The organism is Bacteroides acidifaciens (assembly GCF_903181435.1).
Lineage (GTDB): Bacteria > Bacteroidota > Bacteroidia > Bacteroidales > Bacteroidaceae > Bacteroides.
This window is the reverse complement of record NZ_CAEUHO010000007.1, coordinates 15972-33984: the sequence shown is the minus strand read 5'-3', so window position 1 is coordinate 33984 and position 18013 is coordinate 15972. Positions and strand designations below refer to the sequence as shown.

20 protein-coding genes are annotated in these 18013 nt (G+C 40.3%); 17 read left to right on the top strand and 3 right to left on the bottom strand.

Annotated features, from left to right (window positions below; translation table 11 throughout):
* The coding region (locus CLIN57ABFB40_RS20010; RefSeq protein WP_175631634.1) for a replication initiation protein at nucleotides 1–926 on the bottom strand (926 nt) is incomplete at its 3' end.
* Nucleotides 927–2081: 1155 nt separating this feature from the next.
* On the opposite strand from CLIN57ABFB40_RS20010, the gene CLIN57ABFB40_RS20005 reads away from it, so the two are divergent.
* The 17 genes from CLIN57ABFB40_RS20005 to CLIN57ABFB40_RS19925 all read left to right on the top strand — a co-directional run bounded on the left by CLIN57ABFB40_RS20005 (nucleotide 2082) and on the right by CLIN57ABFB40_RS19925 (nucleotide 16463).
* Complete coding sequence (locus CLIN57ABFB40_RS20005) at nucleotides 2082–2705, top strand: BfmA/BtgA family mobilization protein (protein ID WP_016274473.1); 624 nt, start codon at nucleotides 2082–2084, stop codon at nucleotides 2703–2705.
* A 2-nt stretch (nucleotides 2706–2707) separates the two neighbouring features.
* A complete protein-coding gene (locus CLIN57ABFB40_RS20000; RefSeq protein WP_175631633.1) occupies nucleotides 2708–4909 on the top strand; it encodes a DUF5712 family protein in 2202 nt (733 codons plus the stop codon).
* 2 nt (nucleotides 4910–4911) lie between these two features.
* The gene (locus CLIN57ABFB40_RS19995; protein WP_175631632.1) at nucleotides 4912–6348 is read left to right on the top strand and encodes a type IV secretory system conjugative DNA transfer family protein; all 1437 of its coding nucleotides are present in this window, start codon (nucleotides 4912–4914) and stop codon (nucleotides 6346–6348) included.
* Between the two features lie 302 nt (nucleotides 6349–6650).
* Nucleotides 6651–6857 (top strand): hypothetical protein, encoded by a 207-nt coding sequence (locus CLIN57ABFB40_RS19990; RefSeq protein ID WP_175631631.1) that lies wholly within the window; start codon nucleotides 6651–6653, stop codon nucleotides 6855–6857.
* A 441-nt stretch (nucleotides 6858–7298) separates the two neighbouring features.
* Nucleotides 7299–7589: a hypothetical protein gene (locus CLIN57ABFB40_RS19985; protein WP_016274468.1), complete on the top strand. Its 291-nt coding sequence runs from the start codon at nucleotides 7299–7301 to the stop codon at nucleotides 7587–7589.
* Nucleotides 7589–7894, top strand: coding sequence for a hypothetical protein (locus CLIN57ABFB40_RS19980; protein ID WP_175631630.1), 306 nt, complete (start codon nucleotides 7589–7591; stop codon nucleotides 7892–7894). The genes CLIN57ABFB40_RS19985 and CLIN57ABFB40_RS19980 overlap by 1 nt, the downstream gene beginning before the upstream one ends.
* A gap of 6 nt (nucleotides 7895–7900) precedes the next feature.
* Nucleotides 7901–10345 carry a VirB4 family type IV secretion system protein gene (locus tag CLIN57ABFB40_RS19975; RefSeq protein ID WP_175631629.1) on the top strand — a complete coding sequence of 815 codons (2445 nt, stop codon included), beginning with the start codon at nucleotides 7901–7903 and terminating at the stop codon, nucleotides 10343–10345.
* Complete coding sequence (locus tag CLIN57ABFB40_RS19970; protein ID WP_016274465.1) at nucleotides 10323–10889, top strand: hypothetical protein; 567 nt, start codon at nucleotides 10323–10325, stop codon at nucleotides 10887–10889. The genes CLIN57ABFB40_RS19975 and CLIN57ABFB40_RS19970 overlap by 23 nt, the downstream gene beginning before the upstream one ends.
* A 6-nt stretch (nucleotides 10890–10895) precedes the next feature.
* Nucleotides 10896–11675 carry a hypothetical protein gene (locus tag CLIN57ABFB40_RS19965; protein ID WP_175631628.1) on the top strand — a complete coding sequence of 260 codons (780 nt, stop codon included), beginning with the start codon at nucleotides 10896–10898 and terminating at the stop codon, nucleotides 11673–11675.
* An 11-nt stretch (nucleotides 11676–11686) separates the two neighbouring features.
* Nucleotides 11687–12331 (top strand): hypothetical protein, encoded by a 645-nt coding sequence (locus tag CLIN57ABFB40_RS19960; RefSeq protein WP_175631627.1) that lies wholly within the window; start codon nucleotides 11687–11689, stop codon nucleotides 12329–12331.
* A gap of 3 nt (nucleotides 12332–12334) precedes the next feature.
* Nucleotides 12335–13222, top strand: a complete 888-nt coding sequence (gene traM / locus CLIN57ABFB40_RS19955) for a conjugative transposon protein TraM (protein WP_175631626.1) — start codon at nucleotides 12335–12337, stop codon at nucleotides 13220–13222.
* A gap of 44 nt (nucleotides 13223–13266) precedes the next feature.
* The gene (traN, locus tag CLIN57ABFB40_RS19950; RefSeq protein ID WP_254871865.1) at nucleotides 13267–14313 is read left to right on the top strand and encodes a conjugative transposon protein TraN; all 1047 of its coding nucleotides are present in this window, start codon (nucleotides 13267–13269) and stop codon (nucleotides 14311–14313) included.
* On the top strand, nucleotides 14297–14863 hold the full coding sequence (locus CLIN57ABFB40_RS19945; protein WP_016274460.1) for a M23 family metallopeptidase: 567 nt from the start codon (nucleotides 14297–14299) through the stop codon (nucleotides 14861–14863). Before traN ends, CLIN57ABFB40_RS19945 begins: the two co-directional genes overlap by 17 nt.
* Nucleotides 14842–15057, top strand: coding sequence for a helix-turn-helix domain-containing protein (locus CLIN57ABFB40_RS19940; protein ID WP_016274459.1), 216 nt, complete (start codon nucleotides 14842–14844; stop codon nucleotides 15055–15057). The genes CLIN57ABFB40_RS19945 and CLIN57ABFB40_RS19940 overlap by 22 nt, the downstream gene beginning before the upstream one ends.
* A 4-nt stretch (nucleotides 15058–15061) precedes the next feature.
* Nucleotides 15062–15481, top strand: coding sequence for a hypothetical protein (locus tag CLIN57ABFB40_RS19935; RefSeq protein WP_175631624.1), 420 nt, complete (start codon nucleotides 15062–15064; stop codon nucleotides 15479–15481).
* Nucleotide 15482: 1 nt separating this feature from the next.
* Nucleotides 15483–15989 (top strand): hypothetical protein, encoded by a 507-nt coding sequence (locus tag CLIN57ABFB40_RS19930; protein ID WP_016274457.1) that lies wholly within the window; start codon nucleotides 15483–15485, stop codon nucleotides 15987–15989.
* 18 nt (nucleotides 15990–16007) lie between these two features.
* Nucleotides 16008–16463, top strand: coding sequence for a beta-barrel fold lipoprotein (locus tag CLIN57ABFB40_RS19925; protein WP_175631623.1), 456 nt, complete (start codon nucleotides 16008–16010; stop codon nucleotides 16461–16463).
* Between the two features lie 166 nt (nucleotides 16464–16629).
* On the opposite strand, the gene CLIN57ABFB40_RS19920 is transcribed toward CLIN57ABFB40_RS19925, so the two are convergent.
* Together CLIN57ABFB40_RS19920 and CLIN57ABFB40_RS19915 are read right to left on the bottom strand one after the other, a co-directional pair.
* On the bottom strand, nucleotides 16630–17055 hold the full coding sequence (locus tag CLIN57ABFB40_RS19920; RefSeq protein ID WP_016274455.1) for a hypothetical protein: 426 nt from the start codon (nucleotides 17053–17055) through the stop codon (nucleotides 16630–16632).
* Between the two features lie 127 nt (nucleotides 17056–17182).
* The gene (locus CLIN57ABFB40_RS19915; protein WP_175631622.1) at nucleotides 17183–17965 is read right to left on the bottom strand and encodes a hypothetical protein; all 783 of its coding nucleotides are present in this window, start codon (nucleotides 17963–17965) and stop codon (nucleotides 17183–17185) included.
* Nucleotides 17966–18013 lie beyond the last annotated feature (48 nt).

Sequence of the window (18013 nt, the reverse complement as noted above, 5' to 3'; positions counted from 1 at the left end):
TTCTTGCCGAAATCCACATCCGCTTGCTGCTTACTATCTAATTCCTTCAGGCGTTGCTGACTTAAACATTTAGTCTTTTCAGAGAGAAAGAAAACGATGTGTGTGTAGCATCTTCCGGTTTTGATAACTGAAGCGGTTACATTGATATCCGTGTTTGCCGTAATCCCGGCAAGTGTACCCGTGAATTTTCCTGATTTATCTTTTGTATAATCCCATGCGATAGGCTTTTGTACCCTTTTTTGGGCCTTTGAGAGCCTGTTCTCATCTTTGGCCTTCTGGCTGATGGTAATCCCTATCACCTTATCTAAAAACTTCTCTGTGGCGTTCTTATTCTGCTTAGGGTCATATGTCGGTGTATTCTCTAGATAAAGCGCAAATTTAAGATCGTTGATTGCTACGGTCCATTTCCCCAATTTAACCACATTCTTTAAATAGGGATAAAACCAGTTTTGATAATCCGTTGATAGTTTCAGGTAGTATTTAGGTTGAATAGATGCATACCGTTTCAGGCTGATAAGGAACGGTTTTACATCTCCGTTCAAACGGATATTGACAAATCGTTCATCTTCAGAAAAACGATAGCTAGTTATCCATGAGTAGCCCATCCATATACGTGCCCCGTTCTTTTTAACGCGAGGCAGATGCAAGCTGTTCTGCAAAACTTCATTCAGAATCTTATCAAGCAGCTCATATTTCCTTTCGGTGTTTTCAAGACCTAAATATTTGAAAATTACCTGTTTGTCGAATCCAAGTTCCGGGAATAAATCTTCTTCGGCATATTCTACTGTTTGCGCAAGTGCAAACAATAAGCGATAGCCGTAAGTAGACATACGCCAACGGCAAGCGTTTACTTCGTAAAGCTCTTGTGATATGCGCACCACCTTGTTGGGGTCGAATTTTTCTATTTTCTTTGGTTGCTTTTCCATGATATTAAAATTCTCAATTGCAAAAGTATGTAATTCCCCTCTAATTTCCAACTAGGGGGGAAGTAAAATTTTCATTCCCCCATGTTCGGGGGGAAATGAACCCCCATGTTCGGGGGGAAATGAACCCCACGTTCGGGGGGAAATGAACCCCACGATCGGGGGGAAATGAACCCCACGTTCGGGGGGAAATCAGCTTGTAATGTATTGATAATAAATACGATATATCCCCGACAACTATAAACAAATCTTTAAGACAAAAATAAAACAACTTAAAACAGAACACCCAGCGAATCAAAAATTGAATTTAGTCGTTGTGCGGACTTCAAAATCACGGACTGCCAAAATGACAGGTGCGTGTGTTCATTGAAAAAGTGGAGGATGTTTTTATTCATTTAGGAGGATTTTTCCTGCGTGTTAATTTTTGTATAATTATGTTTGTTTGTGTATATTTGTATACCTTTTAGTTATAGCTATGCTATAACGTGTTGCGTTGAGAATCATAAATTTAGAGACGATTTTTCAGTCGGTTTGAATTTTGCGAGTGATTTTGAAGTTCTTTTGGGCGTTCCCCTTCGGGTCGGGCTATCCGTTCCAAGTCCTCGCAAGCTCCGGGCTTTCCTCTTCTATCCCTAACGCAACCATTCGGATGGTAATGTCTGGTTGGTGTACGTCTGGATTCGACAGCTTAATATACCAGCTTGCTGTCCATTGATTGAAGCAGTGTTCCACTGTTTTATTCAATGGGGGTATTAGGCTCCCCCTTTGATGATAAAAGGGATGGCAAGTCCGTCAAGTAGAGGGTTTTCAAATGTAATGGAGTGTATGGGTGTACAACTGGATTAGTTGTGTATTCATGGTTGTTTCGTTAGGTATTGTTTGGGTGGTTTGTACCTGGAGTATTGGAGCGGAACGAAGTGCAGCGTTCTAGGAATGGTGAACGTAGTGAGACATGAGCAAATGAGAGAAACGAATGAGCAAGCAGTCATTGGGCATAGCCCAATGTTACTTTTTGTAATACTCTGTATTTCAAATAAATATTAAAAATAATGTATGCAATTTGTATGTATTTTGCATACAAAAAAATAATTCGTATATTGTTGCCCAGTTAGTTATGACTTAAAAATATATATGCAAATACCTATACATTAATAGATTATGGCGACAATTAAAGATACTTCTATTCGTGTTAAAGAATCAACCCGATTAAGGCTTGATACTCTAAAAGGCAGTCAATCTTATGACGCACTTCTAAGTGATATTCTGACTTATTTTGAAACCACCGGCATAATGCCCAAGTCTATGATGGTTTCCCCTGTGGTAGCTGTAAAGGAGCAGGCTAGCCGTGTAATTGAAGTGGTTCGAGGCATTGAGAAATCACAGAAACTGACCCTTAAAACCATTTTGGATTTAGTTAACCAGATTGCAGCCCAGCAGCCCACCGGGCATATTTCTAATAATACTAATCCGGATGAATTCATGCACATCAATGAAGTGCAAGAACTCTTATCTGAAGCAGAACGGTTACGGCAGACAAATGCACAGCAAAATGCTGAACTTGACAAGCTGCGGACACAACTTGAAATTGCAGAGAAAAAAGCACCTTCAGGAAGCGCCGCCAGTGGGAATATTGCTAGCATTAAAAAAACTCTTCTGGAGACAGTGGATCTTTTCGACGAAAGAAAGAAATCATCTACTTTTAATGATGATATCTACGAATTTGACCGGAACGGATTTGATAAATGGATTGCCCGGTTCCGAGATGATATAAATAAGTTATAGTTATGTTTGCGATAGTTCATCCGCCTAGTGACGTTCAAGATGGTAATGCCGGCAGTTGCCGGGCATTGGCCCAATATCTAGACAAGGAGGCTGGGGAGGGACTGCGGTTCTTTTCCCATACCGAGCAGAACATTTCTGTCGAGCAAGTAATTGCCAGCATCGACACCAATAAACAAAAGTTAGGTGCTGCCGATGCTAAATTTTTTATGTTGTCGTTGAACCCTTCCGAAGCGGAACAAAAACATTTAATCGGGCGTGATGTGAGTGATATTTCAGAACTGACAGCCGATGAACGACAAGAAGTTATTCGTAAATTGGAAATATTTACTCGCTCTGCAATGGATGAATATGCACAAAATTTCGGACGCGATAAAATCCGGAGTGGTGCTGATCTGATGTATTTTGCTAGAGTAGAGACTGAGAGGATCTACAAGCACACTGATGAAGCCGTTAAAGATGGGATGGCCAAGATTGGTGATGTGAAACCGGGACTTCAGTTTCATGTGCATATCATTGTATCCCGTAAGTCATTAGATGGCAAAACTAAGCTCTCACCGCAGGTTAAATCTACCGGTAACGAATGGGAGCTTGAAGGTCGAGGAACTGTTAAACGTGGATTCTCACATATAAATTGGAAAGTCCGTGTACAACAAGCGTTTAATGAGAGCTTTAGTTATCAGTCCAAAGAGGCTGAAACCTACCAAATTAAGCAGCCCCCGCAGCAGGAGAAAATTGTAGCATCCATACCAGATAAAACGCTTCAGGATTTATTGATGAACTATCAGTTTACGGCAGCTAATCAGATTGTTTTTGCCATGCGTGAACAAGGTTACGAGCATTCGGTCCGGCATGGTGTACATACATTCAGCCGTGACGGTGGGACTTTTCAAATACCACATTCAGAACTGAAGCAATTTGAACGGCCACTTTCAGAAGAACAGCTTGAAGACATAGCTAAGCGGTTTGACCTAGCCAAATATGAGAACGGTAACGGGAATTATAACGAGAACGGTTTGCAGGTTAAGGAGGTATCATTCTTCACTTATCAGATGGACGAGAGCGGTCAAAAGTCTTTGAAAGATGTATCTTATAAAGTGATAGTAGACGAACAAACAAAGACGGTTGTGTCGTTTGCTACTGTTCGCCAGTTCGCATTTGCACATCAGATAAACTTAATGAAAAGCGATTTGGATAAGGAGGTGGTTCTTCGGAAGATGAAGAATGCAGATCTGAAGGACCTGCTATCTAATTATCGTTTTACAGCAGGTAATCAGATAGTAGCCGCTATGAAAGAGCGCGGCTACGAACATCGTGTCAGAAAAGGCGTGCATACGTTTAAGCATCCGGTGCACGGGACAGTCAGTATCAGACATAAGGACTTGGTTAATTTTCAAGAGAAGATAGATGATGCTACCATGCAGGATATTGCCGAACGGTTTAATCTGTATAAGTTCAAAAAAGATTTTGCCGAAGGTAGTTATAATGAAAACGGACTTTCAGCAAAAACGATTGAATTTAATACTTACGTAAAGGTTCCCATTAAGCCGGAAGGGGGCGAGAATCAAGAAAGTGAACCGGATAATACTACTCAGGAGAAACAGTCTGCACCTGGAGAAAATAAAGATGATAAAGTGAAATACCGGAAAGAGTTAAAGTTGGTTCGTTATGATGTTATCTATGATGATAAGACCCATGTTACAATTCCTGTGTCATTGCTCAAGCATTTTGCTTATAAGCATGATATTAGCTTGATGGATCGTTTCAAACATAGCTATGCAGTAGAAAACGAAGATATGCGTGAATGCTTGCGTAATCCGGAATTGAAGAATGTGCGGCAGATAAATAAAGAGATGCGGTCCCGTGGCTATCGGGTAGAGATGGACGAAGAAGGAAGATATATCTATACACGTGGCGATACTTCCTTTAAAATGGAGAGGCGAGATTTACGTGCATTTACTAATTATGCCAAAAATACCAAAGAAAAGGATACTTTTGCAGATAATACCGGGCGTGCGGCAAGCATGATAGGTGGCAGCATTCAAAACAAGATAATGAATGAAATTCTAGGCGATAATTTCCGTACAGAACGGATGGTTATTGGCAAAGTTAAAACGGCAGTCAGTCTTGTTCAAAATCCGGCTAACATAAAAATGATGCTGGTTCGCAAGATAGCCGGCTTTTTGAATCCATTTAAAGAATTGTAATTATGATGACGTATATTTTTATAGGTATAGCAATATTTGCCGCCATCATTCTGGTGGTACTTATGATTCCTAGCTCAAATAAAAAGGAGGATCAGAAACAAAGATATAGTTTTGAGCTTGAAGCCGGAAATGGTAAACGGATTACATTTGGTAATCCGTTTAATAACTTTTTGGTTTACGCTGGAGCTGAAGGCGGCAAAACCAAGTCGATTGGCAAACCTTTGCTTCGAGAGTACATAAAATATCATTTTGCAGGGATGATTTATGACTATAAGGATTTTGATTTGACGAAAACGGCTTATAACTTAACAAAGAAGGCCAATTACCCGTATAAGTTCTATTATATCTCGTTTACCGATATGGAGCACAGCTATCGAACTAATCCGATAGCTCCGTCCATTGTTGAAGATGAGAGTTTGTTTTTGCAATTGTTGGGTGATTTTTTTGCTGCATACATGGAGAAAGACGCTAAAAAAGATGAATGGTTCGGTGGTGCCTTGGGTATTCTCCGGGGGGTGGGTATTCGTTTCTATCATGATTTTCCGCAATTCTGCACCATACCACACATCGTGAATTTTATTTGCCAGGCAGGTGCTGCGAAGATTACAGAGTTCTTGAATTCTTCCATCCAGAGCAGGGCATTGGCTAAAGGCTTCCTGGATGCTGCGGACAGTCCGAAAACACAAGCCTCTTTTCTGAGTTCACTTACTCGTAGTTTGGGCATACTGGCCAACGATAAAAAAATCTGTTATGTGCTTTCCGGCAATGATTTCAGCTTTAATCTGATTGATCCAGAAGAGCCTAAACTAGTGGCTATTGCAAACTCTTATCAGGTAGAGAGTTTAATCTCTCCCGTTATTTCTTTAATGCTGTCGATCAGCTCTCGACGTTTTACGTTAAAAAATAAAATCCCTTTCTTTTATTTTTTAGATGAAGCAACTACGTTCAAAATTGAAGAGTTCGAGAAAATGCCTTCCGTACTTCGCGAATACTTGTGTAGCTTTACGCTCCTGACACAATCGGCTGCTAAAATAGAGAAGTTGTACGGGCGGTTGGACCGTAGTTCGATAGAAGCGAATTTCTCCAATCAGTTCTATGGCCGTACAAAAGATATCGAAGCACTGAAGAGTTATCCGCTTGTCTTCGGCAAAGCCGAAAAGCAGCGGATTTCACGAACTACAGGCAGTAGTCGGGGGGCAGACAGCCGGAGCAAAACGGTTTCTCTGCAAAAAGAAGAAGTGTATGATACGAGTTTCTTTACTAATCTAAAGTCAGGTGAATTTGTAGGCAGTGCTGCGCACTCCAATATGCCTACGTTCCATTTACGATTTAAAATGTATGATGAACCTGAAGAACCCTTGCCAATTGTACATACTGTGTTAAGATCTGAAATAGAGCAATGTTATTTACAAATCATTGATGATGTATCTAAATTATAAATCAATTATTAAAATAATAGTGATATCACCTGGTTACAATAAAAAATAGAGCCGCCAGTTATTGCAAAATGATAAATACTACAGTCGAGGGGAGGAGGTAGCAATAACCATCAACCGGACATGGCATAGACATAAGATGGATAAGACCTATTTGATTATCAGTGATTTACTGAATTATTTTAGGCAAAATGTAGACATGAGGTGGACAGAGCATAGACAAAAGTCAAATTTTATAAGATACATTCACGTTTTGACATAACTTGTCAAAACATGGGTGTATCTTTGCAAAAGAAGTATTGAATATGAAATTTTCTATCGGAGTTAAGGGAATGCCTGAATATGGGCTAAGTAATGACGAGATTGTTCGCGATCCGCAAGTACGTGACTGGTTTAACGGTCTGGAAGAAGTATTGTTGTACATGGATGAAAATAGCTGGTCTTTGGAAGCTGATTTAAAAGATTTAGGGATTGAAAATGAAGAATTTAGTATAATCAAAAAAGAAGATTGATATTTCTTGATTTATGCTTGTGTTCTTGCATTTTGGAGACATAGAATTGCACAGCCAGGAATAATGAAATTTCTGGCTGTATGATGCTTTGTCTTTTATTGGTAGAATCAGACAAGAATATATATTTGTAATAAGTTTAATAATTCTGGTATGATTCTTGTTGATTCTGCTGATTTATATCGTTTTGTGGAATTTCTCTACATTGTGCTGTGTTGCTGTCTACAATTGGCGCATTTTGCTATTGAATACTCCTTTCGTGTAATTATTTATTTTTTAATGTATTAAATAAAGTGTGGGTGTATTTTTCCTGGCTGGTATATATTTTGTGTACATTTATATATGAAATACACACAGACTTTAAAAAGCAATAGATGGTTCTACGTTTTTTATAAGCTCTGTTTATAGTAAATTTATTTTTTAACCATTAAAATATTCTTTATTATGAACACTGAATTTCTTTTAGCTGCGATTCTTCTGCAAGCTGGCATCAAAGCCGAAGTTAACACTTTTTTAAATGACTACGCTGTATGGCTCATTGCCGGTATTTTGGTATTCGGGGCTGGAATCGGTATCGCTATGAATTTTGATAAAATCATAGACCGTGACGGACAAGGTACTCGCAAGGAAGGATTGATAAATCTTGGATGGATAGTGGGCTACATCATTATTGCGATGGCTATTCTCGCGGCTATTATTGCTTTGGTTAGTTCTAAACTGCAAATGTCTGTTTGATGGATTTCCCGGTAAGAAAAGGACTTGAAGCCCCCCTGAAAGTGCATGGTATGTACACACGCTACTTTTGTATTTATTGCGTAGTGGTGGGCGTGATGGCCCTTGTGGCTGTTAGCTTCCTTACTAGTGCCATGAGTGGTAAAGGGTCGTTTTTATCCTTTATCGTGGCCCTTTTGATTGTTGCCGGAATCTCCGTTGCTATTCGGGTCGTGTTCATCAACCTTTCGACTGAGAAGAAATACACCCGTTTCCGGAAAAAGGTATTTGTAATTTCAAACAAAGATTTGTTACACTCTTTAAAGTAGATTGCTATGAAAATATCTGCTAGTGCTGCATACTGTATTTTAGATACGGTAGGGGGGAGCATATTAACTAAAAATGGTAATTTGACTGTTCCGTTTTTGCTTGAAATGCCGGAAGCATACTCACTGGATGCATCCGAAATAGAACAGCGGCATCAGGAATTTTTCCGGGCATTCCAATATATCCGCTTCGGTTTTGTGCACAAGCAGGATATCTTTTTACGTCGTCCGTTTGTGGCTGACCGTATGATAAAGGGGAATAGCTATATTCAGCGAGCCGAACGCTCTTATTTTGATGGTCGCGAATATCTGCATCATTTTTGTGTGCTTTCCTTTACCATTGCCGGGTTATCCAGTCTTGATAAAGCATATCAAGAAAATCCGCTTGCCTATAAAGAACACCTGACTAAGGCAGACCGCGGAAAGTTGAGTGAGTTTCTGGATATGGTGGAGAGTGCTGTCTCCATCATTCGGAATATTAAAGACAGCCGGATAACACCATTGAATGTACCTGATATTAAGCGGCATATTTTCCGATATGTGAACGGGTTTCAGGATGATGAAGGCCTACGGGATATTCAGTTTTCTGATATACTTAAAATCGGCTCAAAATCGGGCTTATTCTTTGCTGTATGTGATGAGAAGTATTTGCCTGACAAACTCAAAACGCATATCGTAGATAATACGTTGCAAGATGCTAATAGCCATTTGTATATGGCTATGCTTGAACGCCTGGGTGTTCATCTTCCCTGCTCGCACGTGATTAACCAGATATGGCAGTTTGCCGGTACGACTTACCGTGAAGAACTATCAGGACGGGTAAAAGATTTCGGGCGTTGGCAGGGTTTCGATAAGATGCTGGTTAAACGGCATGAAGATCTTGAAGAATACGAAAGCGAAATTATGAATGAAGAGAATGTGCTTTGTCGTACACATTTCAATCTGATGTTACTCGAAGATAATGAGACTATTCTTGGCCAGTGTATCGACTTGGTAAAAGGTATCTTTACCAATGCCGGGTTTAAATACTATATTCCGAGTTATGAGGGTATGTATAACATCTTCATCGGTTCGGTGATTGGACGCGAGAGTTGTCTAGACCCCGGCTATCTTTTCCTTTCCGATCTTCATTCATCGCTTTGCCTGAATATCAATTATACCAATTTCAAGAATGACCCGGAAGGCATCTTATTTAACGATCGGATTTTTCAAATTCCGCTTCGCAAGGATACTTGGGATTCAAAGAAAAAACGCATTCCGGCCCGCAACTCTATTATTGTGGCAGTAACTGGAGGTGGCAAGTCAGTGACATCGCTTAATATTGTACAGCAGCTTATTGAACAAAATGATAAGGTGATTATCGTTGAGTTCGGTAAGAGCTTCTATCAGCTTTCGCAACTCTATCCTGATCGGTCTTTACACGTCGATTACGACGGTAACAGTCCGCTGGGCATTAATCCTTTCTTCGTTGGTGAAGAGGGTGCCGACAAAGAGAAGATCCGCACTTTGGTAGATTTGATATTAAAGTTTTGGCGCACACGTTCTATTATGGAAGATACCAAGCAAGTTGTTTCCTTGACGAAGATACTTCGTCAGTATTATGACGATATACACGAAGGTCACAGCTTTCCGGATTTCTACGAATATGTTAAGCAGCAGGGGACTGCTATTTATGAGCGCCTGAATATTCTTCCGGAATACTTCGACATTGCCAGTTTCTTGCATATATGTTCTGAATTTATGCCGGGTGGATTTTACGAGAATGTTTGCAAACATTCGCCATTAGAAAATGAAATGAGAAAAAGGGACTTTATTGTTTTTGAACTGACTAAGATAAAAAAAGACCCGTTTCTGGTTTCCATCATTATGACGATTCTTTATGATACCATCGAGAGCAAGATACTTTCTGATCGTTCCGTCCGGGGTACACTAGTCTTTGACGAGTACGCAGAGAGCCAGGCCATCCGTGATACATTCAGTGGGGCTGATATTCACTCGACGGTAGCATTCTGTTACCAGAAGCTTCGTAAAGAGAACGGAGCAGTGACAACCATTATCCAGAGTCCGGCACAGCTTCCTGATAATGAATACACCAAAGGTATTATCGCTAACACGCAGATTTTGTATGTGCTACCGGCCAATGAGGTGGTTTATGATCAGACTGTCGAAGCATTCCATATAAAGAATCCGAGCCATATAAACTTGATGAAGTCTATCCGGAATGACTTTTCAGGAGTGCGGCCATACTCCGAAGTATTTATGCGATTTATGGATACGTATGCAACTGTAGTACGATTGGAGATGTCTCCAGAAAAGCTTTTGGCTTTTCAAACGGACGGGGAGAAGTGGAACAGGTTGCAGGAACTTTACCGCGAAAGCGGTAGCATCGAGAGAGCGATTGAAGATTATAAACACTCTAAACGTAATGAATATGAAGAACAAATGTCTATGTAGTCTTGTGCTTTTATTTATGTGCGTAGCACAAATGTCCGCTCAGTGGGTAGTGAGTGATCCGACTTTAACAACACTCAGCAAATTGAGCTGGGCCAAACAGCTTTCAGAAGCGGCCAAACAATATGGGGTATTGGATAAATCCAAAAATATTTTGGGTGAAAGTTTAGACCTATATAAAAAAGTCAGCGGCTTTATTAAAAACTCACGTACCGTAAAGAACATATTAGAACGTCAGACAAATATGCTTAAAATAGCTTCGATTGAATGCACACGGAACGATATTTATGCACCTGAAGCCTATGATGCGTACAAGGACGTCATTAATGAGGTGATGGATCAAAGTCTGGTTTCCTTCGATCTCTTGCGTGACGTGATATCTACTTCGGCTAGCATGACCGATGGCGAGCGATTGAAGATTATCCTTGATTTAGATACCAAACTCCAAAATAACGAGAACCGTTTGCTGGATGAACGAAAGCGTTTCAATAACATAAACGATGCAATCAAGCGCATTGCTGCCTTAAAATCCACACCTAAAAACTAACGCCCTATGGATTTAGAAGTGATTGATAATGTGACCAAGGCCTATGAAGCTGTTAAGTTCAACGGTGTGAGCAAAAGCCTTATTGCCCTATGTACTTTTATTGCAGTCCTGATTGTGATAAATAAATTCGTGACTGCTTATAAAACAGCGTGTACCGAGGGCGACGGACAGATAAATGCGAAGAAGTTCTTCGATTTATTCTATATTTATATTTATACATTGGCAATCATTATGGCAGCTCCATTTGCTTTTACGGTCATTGAAAAGGGACTGGGAGAATTACAGAACGAGATGATTGCTTATTATCAGCGAGACATTGATTTGAGTATTGATGAAGCGATTGTAACGTTTACAAAAGATTATATCGAGGATGTTCAGCGGCAAAATAATTGGGTGGGCAAACAGATTGATGAAGTGATTGTGCTTCCTCTGGTGATATTTGTTTATACTATCCTGCTTTATGCAACAAAATATGTGTTCTTCTTCTTTGCGGCAGCAAGGTATCTGTACTTGATATTACTGGAGATTGTTACCCCGATGGCAGTCGTGCTGTATATGGATGAAAAAACACGGGCACATACGCATACTTATTTGAAGAACTTGTTTATTTGCTATATGATGATACCTGCATTCCTTATAGCTAACGCCTTCGGTTCGTTGATTTCCGATGGTATTATGGGAATGCTGGGACAGAACAAGTACTCAATACTAGGGTTGCTTTTTGCTTTTATTTTCAAGTTGTACCTTTTTGCCAAAGGGACAAAATATAGTCGTGAACTTATTTAATACTTGTTTTTATGAATAAAGATGAAATATTGAATGATTTTGATTCACTGGCCAAAGCCAAGAAGCAGGGAGCGGTCAATCTTAAACTCTGCTTGGGGTTTGCGTTGGTGGTGGTAATCTTAGTTCTAATATGGGGCTTCTCGGTTAATTTGACTGCACTTGATAAAGTAGTAGTGGTAGAACGTAGCGGAGAGTATTTGAAGACGTATGCAGAAGATAAAGAGGCCATGTTCCAGACATTTATAAAGAATACCTGTGCCGAAGCTACGCGCTACGCGAACAGTTTCGACCGGCTTAACCTGAAGCGCAACCAGGCACGAGCTGCGTTTTATATCAATAAGAACGATTTGAATGCCATTTTTTCAAAGTATTATAATGATAAGGCATATTTTGATTGTACTCAAAATGGGGCTGTCTATTCCTGCAAATTGGATAGCGTGCAGGCCATTGCCGGAGAAAACGAACCTTATCAGGTTCGCTTCTCTTCGACGCTGACCGTTCATGGGGTATCAGGGCAGAAAGTCCGTTTTCTTATTCGCACAAGCGGAGAACTGATAAGGGTTACTCCGCAGTTTCCGGAAAATAAGACTGGATATTTCTTTAATAAGTTCATCCAGCAGATTGTACGTATTCAAGATGCACCACAAAATAAATAGCCTATGGATAAAGCGGTGAAAATAAAGATTATCATGTGTGCGGGTTTCGGGTTGTTTGTCCTCGTAGTAGTGGCTGTATGCATATCTCTTACCAGCAGTGGTGAAGACACTACTGTCGATGAAGTGAATACTTCTCTCCGGGCACAAACAGAGAGTGATTTTACAATTGACGATATGATGAAATCAGATGGTAAGCCGGACTATACGGATTTCTCCGATGAAGTGTATCAGGAGAGGGCTACGGCCTATAGCGAGGACCCCGAAGCGATCGCTCTCCAGCAACAACTTCGTGAGAACCGCGAGCGGCAGCAAGCCGATAGTATCGCTGAGCTGAAGAGACGCATTACACCTAAGAAGAAAAAGAAAGCGGTAAAATCCACAACTTCCGCACCGAGACCGCAGGCTAGTCGCTTCTTTTCCGGTGATCGCCAGACTAACCAGGGAAATACCATCGAAGCGATAGTTTCCGGAGATCAGAAAATTACGGATGGCAGCGTTTTAAAACTGGTCACGTTGCAGGAATTATCCCTTGATAATGGACGGACACTAGATCGGGGTACCGCTTTATTTGGTGTGGTGGAGCTGAAGCAAGATAGAATCTTGATTTCTATTCAGTCGGTTCGTGTGGGCAATAGTATCTATGACTTACAGAAGACTGTTTATGACCGTGACGGGTTGCCGGGAATATATGTCCCCTTGAATGTCAAAGCCGAAGCAAGCAAAGAGGCAGCCGGTGAAGTGGTGAATGATATAAACGCTACTACATACAGCTCAGATGTATTGAGCACTGGTGTTAATGCCGTAACTAATGCGGCAAAGAGCGTCTTCCGTAAACGGAACAATCAAATCATTGTTACCGTGAAATCTAATTATAAACTGTACCTAAAATGAGAGCACTTAATCTTTTCCTTTGTCTGGTCTTTAGCGTGCCATGTATGGCACAGATTCGACCTGTAGAGAGCCGGGAAATCAGTGTGAATTACTCCAAGACTATACACCTGATTTTTCCATCGGCCATCAAGTACTATAAATCGGTTTCCGATTTTGTTGTAGTGGATAATCCGGAGAACGTGCCGCACATTCTCCGCATTAAGGCAAATCAAGATACATTCAAGAGACCCACTACCGTAAGTGTGGCGACAGAGGGAGGATTCTTTTATTCGTTTCGTGTGTCGTTTTCCGACAGCTTGAAGCATACGAACTACTTCCTTCCTGATATGAGTAATATAGAGCCGGACACGTTATATATTAACGAACGCTCACAAATGCATCTGATAGCGCCTGATAAGATCGTATATGTCGATTTTGGTGATACTTGCATTCAGGTGCGCAAAGCCGAGAATACAGAGAATATTGTCCGTATGATTGCCAAGGCAAACACGCTCAAAGGCTTTCCACGCCAGACTAATGTTTCAATGGCCACGGCCGATGGCAAATTTTATACCTATAACGTTGATTATATGCAAGAGCCGCAGATTTTCGTCTATGAGATAGGAGAACAGCCCCAGAAAGCCCCTAATGTGATTTTGACAGACAATATCATTCCGGCTGGTGAACGTGATCGCGTGATTGACAAGGTATACAAGGCTAGGCGCGGTATTTATAATATGGGCATCAAGCGGAATAAAATTATTTTCTCCGTTAACAATATCCATATATATGATAATTTGTTGCTTTTCACTTTCGAGCTGGAGAACAAGACGCGTGTACCTTATGACATCGACTATATCCGATATTATATAGTTGATAAGAAGACAGTCAAGTTGACTGCTTCTCAGGAAGTCGATCAAACACCCTTGTTTGCCGAACATTATTCACCCAGGATAAAAGGGCGTAACACTGTGAAATACGTGATTGCTTTTAATAAGTTTACGATTCCTGACGATAAATATTTTCGCATCGAGATAAACGAGAAAGGAGGAGGACGGCATATCGTCTTTGATCTGGAGAATAAAGATGTGGTCAATGTTACGGATATTTAGTATTGTATGGTTGGCCATCCGGTGTGCTTCGGCACAGGATAAGGTTGCTTTAATGGTCGAGGTGCTGCAATCAGCGGCAGATTACGAAGGTGTCATATCCGTGAAAGAGATTCTGCAAAGAGAAGGCAGCGTTTTCCGCTTTGTTCCTTCTATCTGTCCGCTCAGAGAAGCATACCGAATCAGTGACCGGTTCGGCTATCGGATTCATCCGATAACCGGTGAACGAAAGTTTCATAGTGGCGTAGACCTAGCGGCAGCTTACGCGGCCACAGTACACACCACAGCCGATGGTGTGGTGGCTTTTGCAGGAAGGCGTGCCGGGTACGGACTAACGGTTATTATCCGCCACAAGTATGGATTCGTGACCCAATATTCACACTTGACACAAGTTTATTGCCGCAAGGGGCAGCAAGTAGATAAGGGTGGTGTAATTGGTTTTGTCGGGAGTACGGGTGTTAGCACTGGAGATCATTTGCATTATGAGATCGTGAAGAATAATAAGAAGATAAACCCCCTAAATTTTATGTTATGGAACTCGGTAACGAATTAAAAGTAGAACGTATCAGATTATCGCTTAAAGCTAAGGCAATTGCTGCACAGATAGGAATCAGCCCACAGCAGCTTTACAATATCGAGCAGGCAGACGGGATGAATGCCGTTGCAAAATACCTGGCTTATTTGAGGGGTGAGGGTGTAGACCTGAATGCGTTGTTTGACAGAATTAGAAACCATAAAACGATATAAGAGTATGAGAATTCTTTTAGTTGCAGCATTTGCCGCCATTCTACTTATGGCGTGTGATGATAACCTTCAAGTTATCAGCCGTGATTTTTCTGTTACGCTTAAAAGCGTAGAAGGCAATACGGCCATAGCTGCTAAAGCAGTGAAATGTATCTTTACCGTTAGCGGACTGGATGAAGACAATGAAGACCAACTTTTCACAACCTTTTCCGTCACCGATGGCGACGGACTTGTGATGGTTGAAAATAATGAATATGAGCCGGGAGAAGCTTTTGAATTTGATTATAAGAAAAACGGTGGCCGGATGGTTTTCGATTTCATTCCCAAAGCAGCAGGTGCACAAAAACTGGTTGTTTCTTTGGCTAGTGATATAATTCTCCGATCTGATAGCGTTACTCTGAAGGTGAAACCACAAACGGCTAAATAGTATGAGAAAAATCATCTTTATTTCAGTGTTATTGTGCTTGGCTATGGGAGCCAGTGCGCAATACATCGGTAGCCAATACTGGAATATTAGTGGCGGTCTTGTAATCGACGAGAACCAACCGCACGGGAGTATAGGAACAGGGAAAGTGTTCAAAGGCTATAAACTGGGTGCAGTTCTGGGATATCGTAATCTGAATAATGACCAGGTGAAAGCAAATACCGTGACTGTAGGCCCGGAATTTGCTTATTACCTTTTGCACGGATCGCGTTTCTCGCTTTCCGGATTGGTAGCGGCATCTATCGGTTTTCAGAGAGCTGATGAAAAGACAGAACTTGTACGGTTGAAACGGCATCGGGCATTTGTCTATGGTTATGAGGTGGGCATTCGGCCAGAATTGCTTATTACCCCCAAGTTTGCGTTAACAGCGGAATATAGGTTCAATATGTTGTTTAACTCTGTTGTACGTAACAACAACTATGTGGGATTGGGCTGTATCTTTTATTTATAAACTTTAAAATATAATGGTATGAAAAAGAATTCGATTGTAATGTTTCTGTTGAGTGTGTGTCTTTTGGGCTTCTACGGGTGTAGCGATGAAGATGATCCGGAGGATGGCAAAGGTGCTATATATCAAGTGACACTTCAGCAATCCGGAGAACTGAACGGTTTTATTAAGGCGTTGGTGGTGACGGCCAATGGGGCAAAGCTGGTTCATGAAGAGACTGGGGAAGTGTATAATGGTACAGCAGTTCTGGGAGATGAAGAACTTGTCGGGATGAAAGTTACACTAACCACCATGGACAAGGCCATCGAGTTTGCTGTTTCCGGTGGAGCTGTTGATAGAGACGATGAAGTCGTAACAGCTCCGATGATCTGGACTGTTACGGTAACAAAAAATGGTAAGGAGGTAGGTAAAGAGGTTGTGACGTTTGAGGATGGTAAAGGGGTGAGTGCTGATGATCTAAATCTTTATTATAAATAATTTGATACGATAAAGGTGGTTAACTTTTTATCTTTATATGGAGATTCTGTGTAATTGAACACCGGAAAGAACTACATTCTTAAAATGTGGTTCTTTTCACAAATAACATAGGCTGGCGTTTAAATATGTTCTTATTAGAACGTATTATTTTAAGGTATGTTTTACGTTATTCTTTGGGGGTGAATTCTAAATATTCTCTTACTACACCAATTTCTCCAATTTCTCCATTTCTTTCATATACAGCAAATCTTTTTTCTGTAAGTTCATCAATATCCCAATACAAGCTACGTCCAAAATATATTGTACTAGAACTAGGGTCACCAAAAGACCATTGTCCATTAATGCTACTTTGATGTTCTTTTCCATCTGGGTCTGTCATAATTAAGGTTCGAGTATATGTACCATTTTTATTAAATTTGTATATACCATAAGTCGCTTTGTTATCGTTGATTGTTGTTTTGCTGACCCATGTGATATCACATATTAAAGCTATAATGCTATTTTCTCCGTCATTATAGTATCCGTTCTTTTCAACACAACCTGTTTGTAATATAGTTGTGAATAAAATCATAGTGATTATTATTTTCTTCATGATTTATAGGAATTTATACAAATGTATGGAAAATAATTCGTTTCTTATTCTGAGAACCTTTAAATTATTTAAAAGGCATAAAAGGGTGTACCACTGTGATACACCCCTTTTATGCCTTTTATTCTGATTAGTAACTAAATGAACATGAAGCAATTTGTCCGTATGAAGGGGTATTGCCACGACCTTTAAATTCCCATCTGAATAAACCATCTGTTCCTTGTGCATCCCAATAAGCAGTCCAAGTGAAATAATTGTTCATCAAAGGGCCAGTGCCACTAAATGCAACAGATTCTGGAGTACTATAATCCGGGTCTGGATTTGGTTTAGCATCAGGGCTTAAAACATCAAAATAGTAGTAACTTGACTGTACGAATGGATCTAATGAAATAGTCATTCTAATAGTACGGCTCGCATCTCTAAATTGTCCAGTAGTCGTTTGTCTTCCTCCTTGAATGTTCAAGACTGATGGAAGAGCTCTTGTAGATGCCACAGATGCATTGTTTTGTGAAAGTTCAAAACCGAAATTTACATTTTCCTTCACTTTTTTCACAACAGTTTTCCCATTTGCAGATAATACAATATAAGCAACTTTCGGGTCTGCAATAGACTTTGCTACTCTATTATTCAGTTCTGCTAAGTCTTTCTTGAACTTTTCATAATTTACAGGACTTACTTTCTGTAGTTCTTGTTGATCAGTATCATATATATAAGACGAAGCTCTTGTTTTCTTCTGGTCGTTAATATAATACTCATTTGTAGACTCGTTTATATCAATAAAACGAGATAGAACTTGCATATCGGTTTGAGTGTCTCTAACCGCTGGTGCTTGGGTAACTTCTTCATCATCTGAGCATGATGCAATAACAAAGCACGCCATAAGAAGCAATGCTAAATTTAGAATCTTTTTCATAATTGTTTTTTTTAAAATTAGACATTAAAAAATATGTCACTTGATCTC

Bases quoted from the DNA above. Each gene is read 5' to 3' on its own strand.
- CLIN57ABFB40_RS19965 (WP_175631628.1), top strand. From the start codon at position 10,896: ATGGATTTAGAAGTGATTGATAATGTGACCAAGGCCTATGAAGCTGTT.
- traN (WP_254871865.1), top strand. From the start codon at position 13,267: ATGGCACAGATTCGACCTGTAGAGAGCCGGGAAATCAGTGTGAATTAC.
- CLIN57ABFB40_RS19975 (WP_175631629.1), top strand. From the start codon at position 7,901: ATGAAAATATCTGCTAGTGCTGCATACTGTATTTTAGATACGGTAGGG.
- CLIN57ABFB40_RS19935 (WP_175631624.1), top strand. From the start codon at position 15,062: ATGAGAATTCTTTTAGTTGCAGCATTTGCCGCCATTCTACTTATGGCG.
- CLIN57ABFB40_RS19985 (WP_016274468.1), top strand. From the start codon at position 7,299: ATGAACACTGAATTTCTTTTAGCTGCGATTCTTCTGCAAGCTGGCATC.
- traM (WP_175631626.1), top strand. From the start codon at position 12,335: ATGGATAAAGCGGTGAAAATAAAGATTATCATGTGTGCGGGTTTCGGG.
- CLIN57ABFB40_RS19945 (WP_016274460.1), top strand. From the start codon at position 14,297: ATGTTACGGATATTTAGTATTGTATGGTTGGCCATCCGGTGTGCTTCG.
- CLIN57ABFB40_RS20000 (WP_175631633.1), top strand. From the start codon at position 2,708: ATGTTTGCGATAGTTCATCCGCCTAGTGACGTTCAAGATGGTAATGCC.
- CLIN57ABFB40_RS19990 (WP_175631631.1), top strand. From the start codon at position 6,651: ATGAAATTTTCTATCGGAGTTAAGGGAATGCCTGAATATGGGCTAAGT.
- CLIN57ABFB40_RS19915 (WP_175631622.1), bottom strand. From the start codon at position 17,965: ATGAAAAAGATTCTAAATTTAGCATTGCTTCTTATGGCGTGCTTTGTT.
- CLIN57ABFB40_RS19960 (WP_175631627.1), top strand. From the start codon at position 11,687: ATGAATAAAGATGAAATATTGAATGATTTTGATTCACTGGCCAAAGCC.
- CLIN57ABFB40_RS19970 (WP_016274465.1), top strand. From the start codon at position 10,323: ATGAAGAACAAATGTCTATGTAGTCTTGTGCTTTTATTTATGTGCGTA.
- CLIN57ABFB40_RS19940 (WP_016274459.1), top strand. From the start codon at position 14,842: ATGGAACTCGGTAACGAATTAAAAGTAGAACGTATCAGATTATCGCTT.
- CLIN57ABFB40_RS19980 (WP_175631630.1), top strand. From the start codon at position 7,589: ATGGATTTCCCGGTAAGAAAAGGACTTGAAGCCCCCCTGAAAGTGCAT.
- CLIN57ABFB40_RS19995 (WP_175631632.1), top strand. From the start codon at position 4,912: ATGATGACGTATATTTTTATAGGTATAGCAATATTTGCCGCCATCATT.
- CLIN57ABFB40_RS20005 (WP_016274473.1), top strand. From the start codon at position 2,082: ATGGCGACAATTAAAGATACTTCTATTCGTGTTAAAGAATCAACCCGA.
- CLIN57ABFB40_RS19925 (WP_175631623.1), top strand. From the start codon at position 16,008: ATGAAAAAGAATTCGATTGTAATGTTTCTGTTGAGTGTGTGTCTTTTG.
- CLIN57ABFB40_RS19920 (WP_016274455.1), bottom strand. From the start codon at position 17,055: ATGAAGAAAATAATAATCACTATGATTTTATTCACAACTATATTACAA.
- CLIN57ABFB40_RS19930 (WP_016274457.1), top strand. From the start codon at position 15,483: ATGAGAAAAATCATCTTTATTTCAGTGTTATTGTGCTTGGCTATGGGA.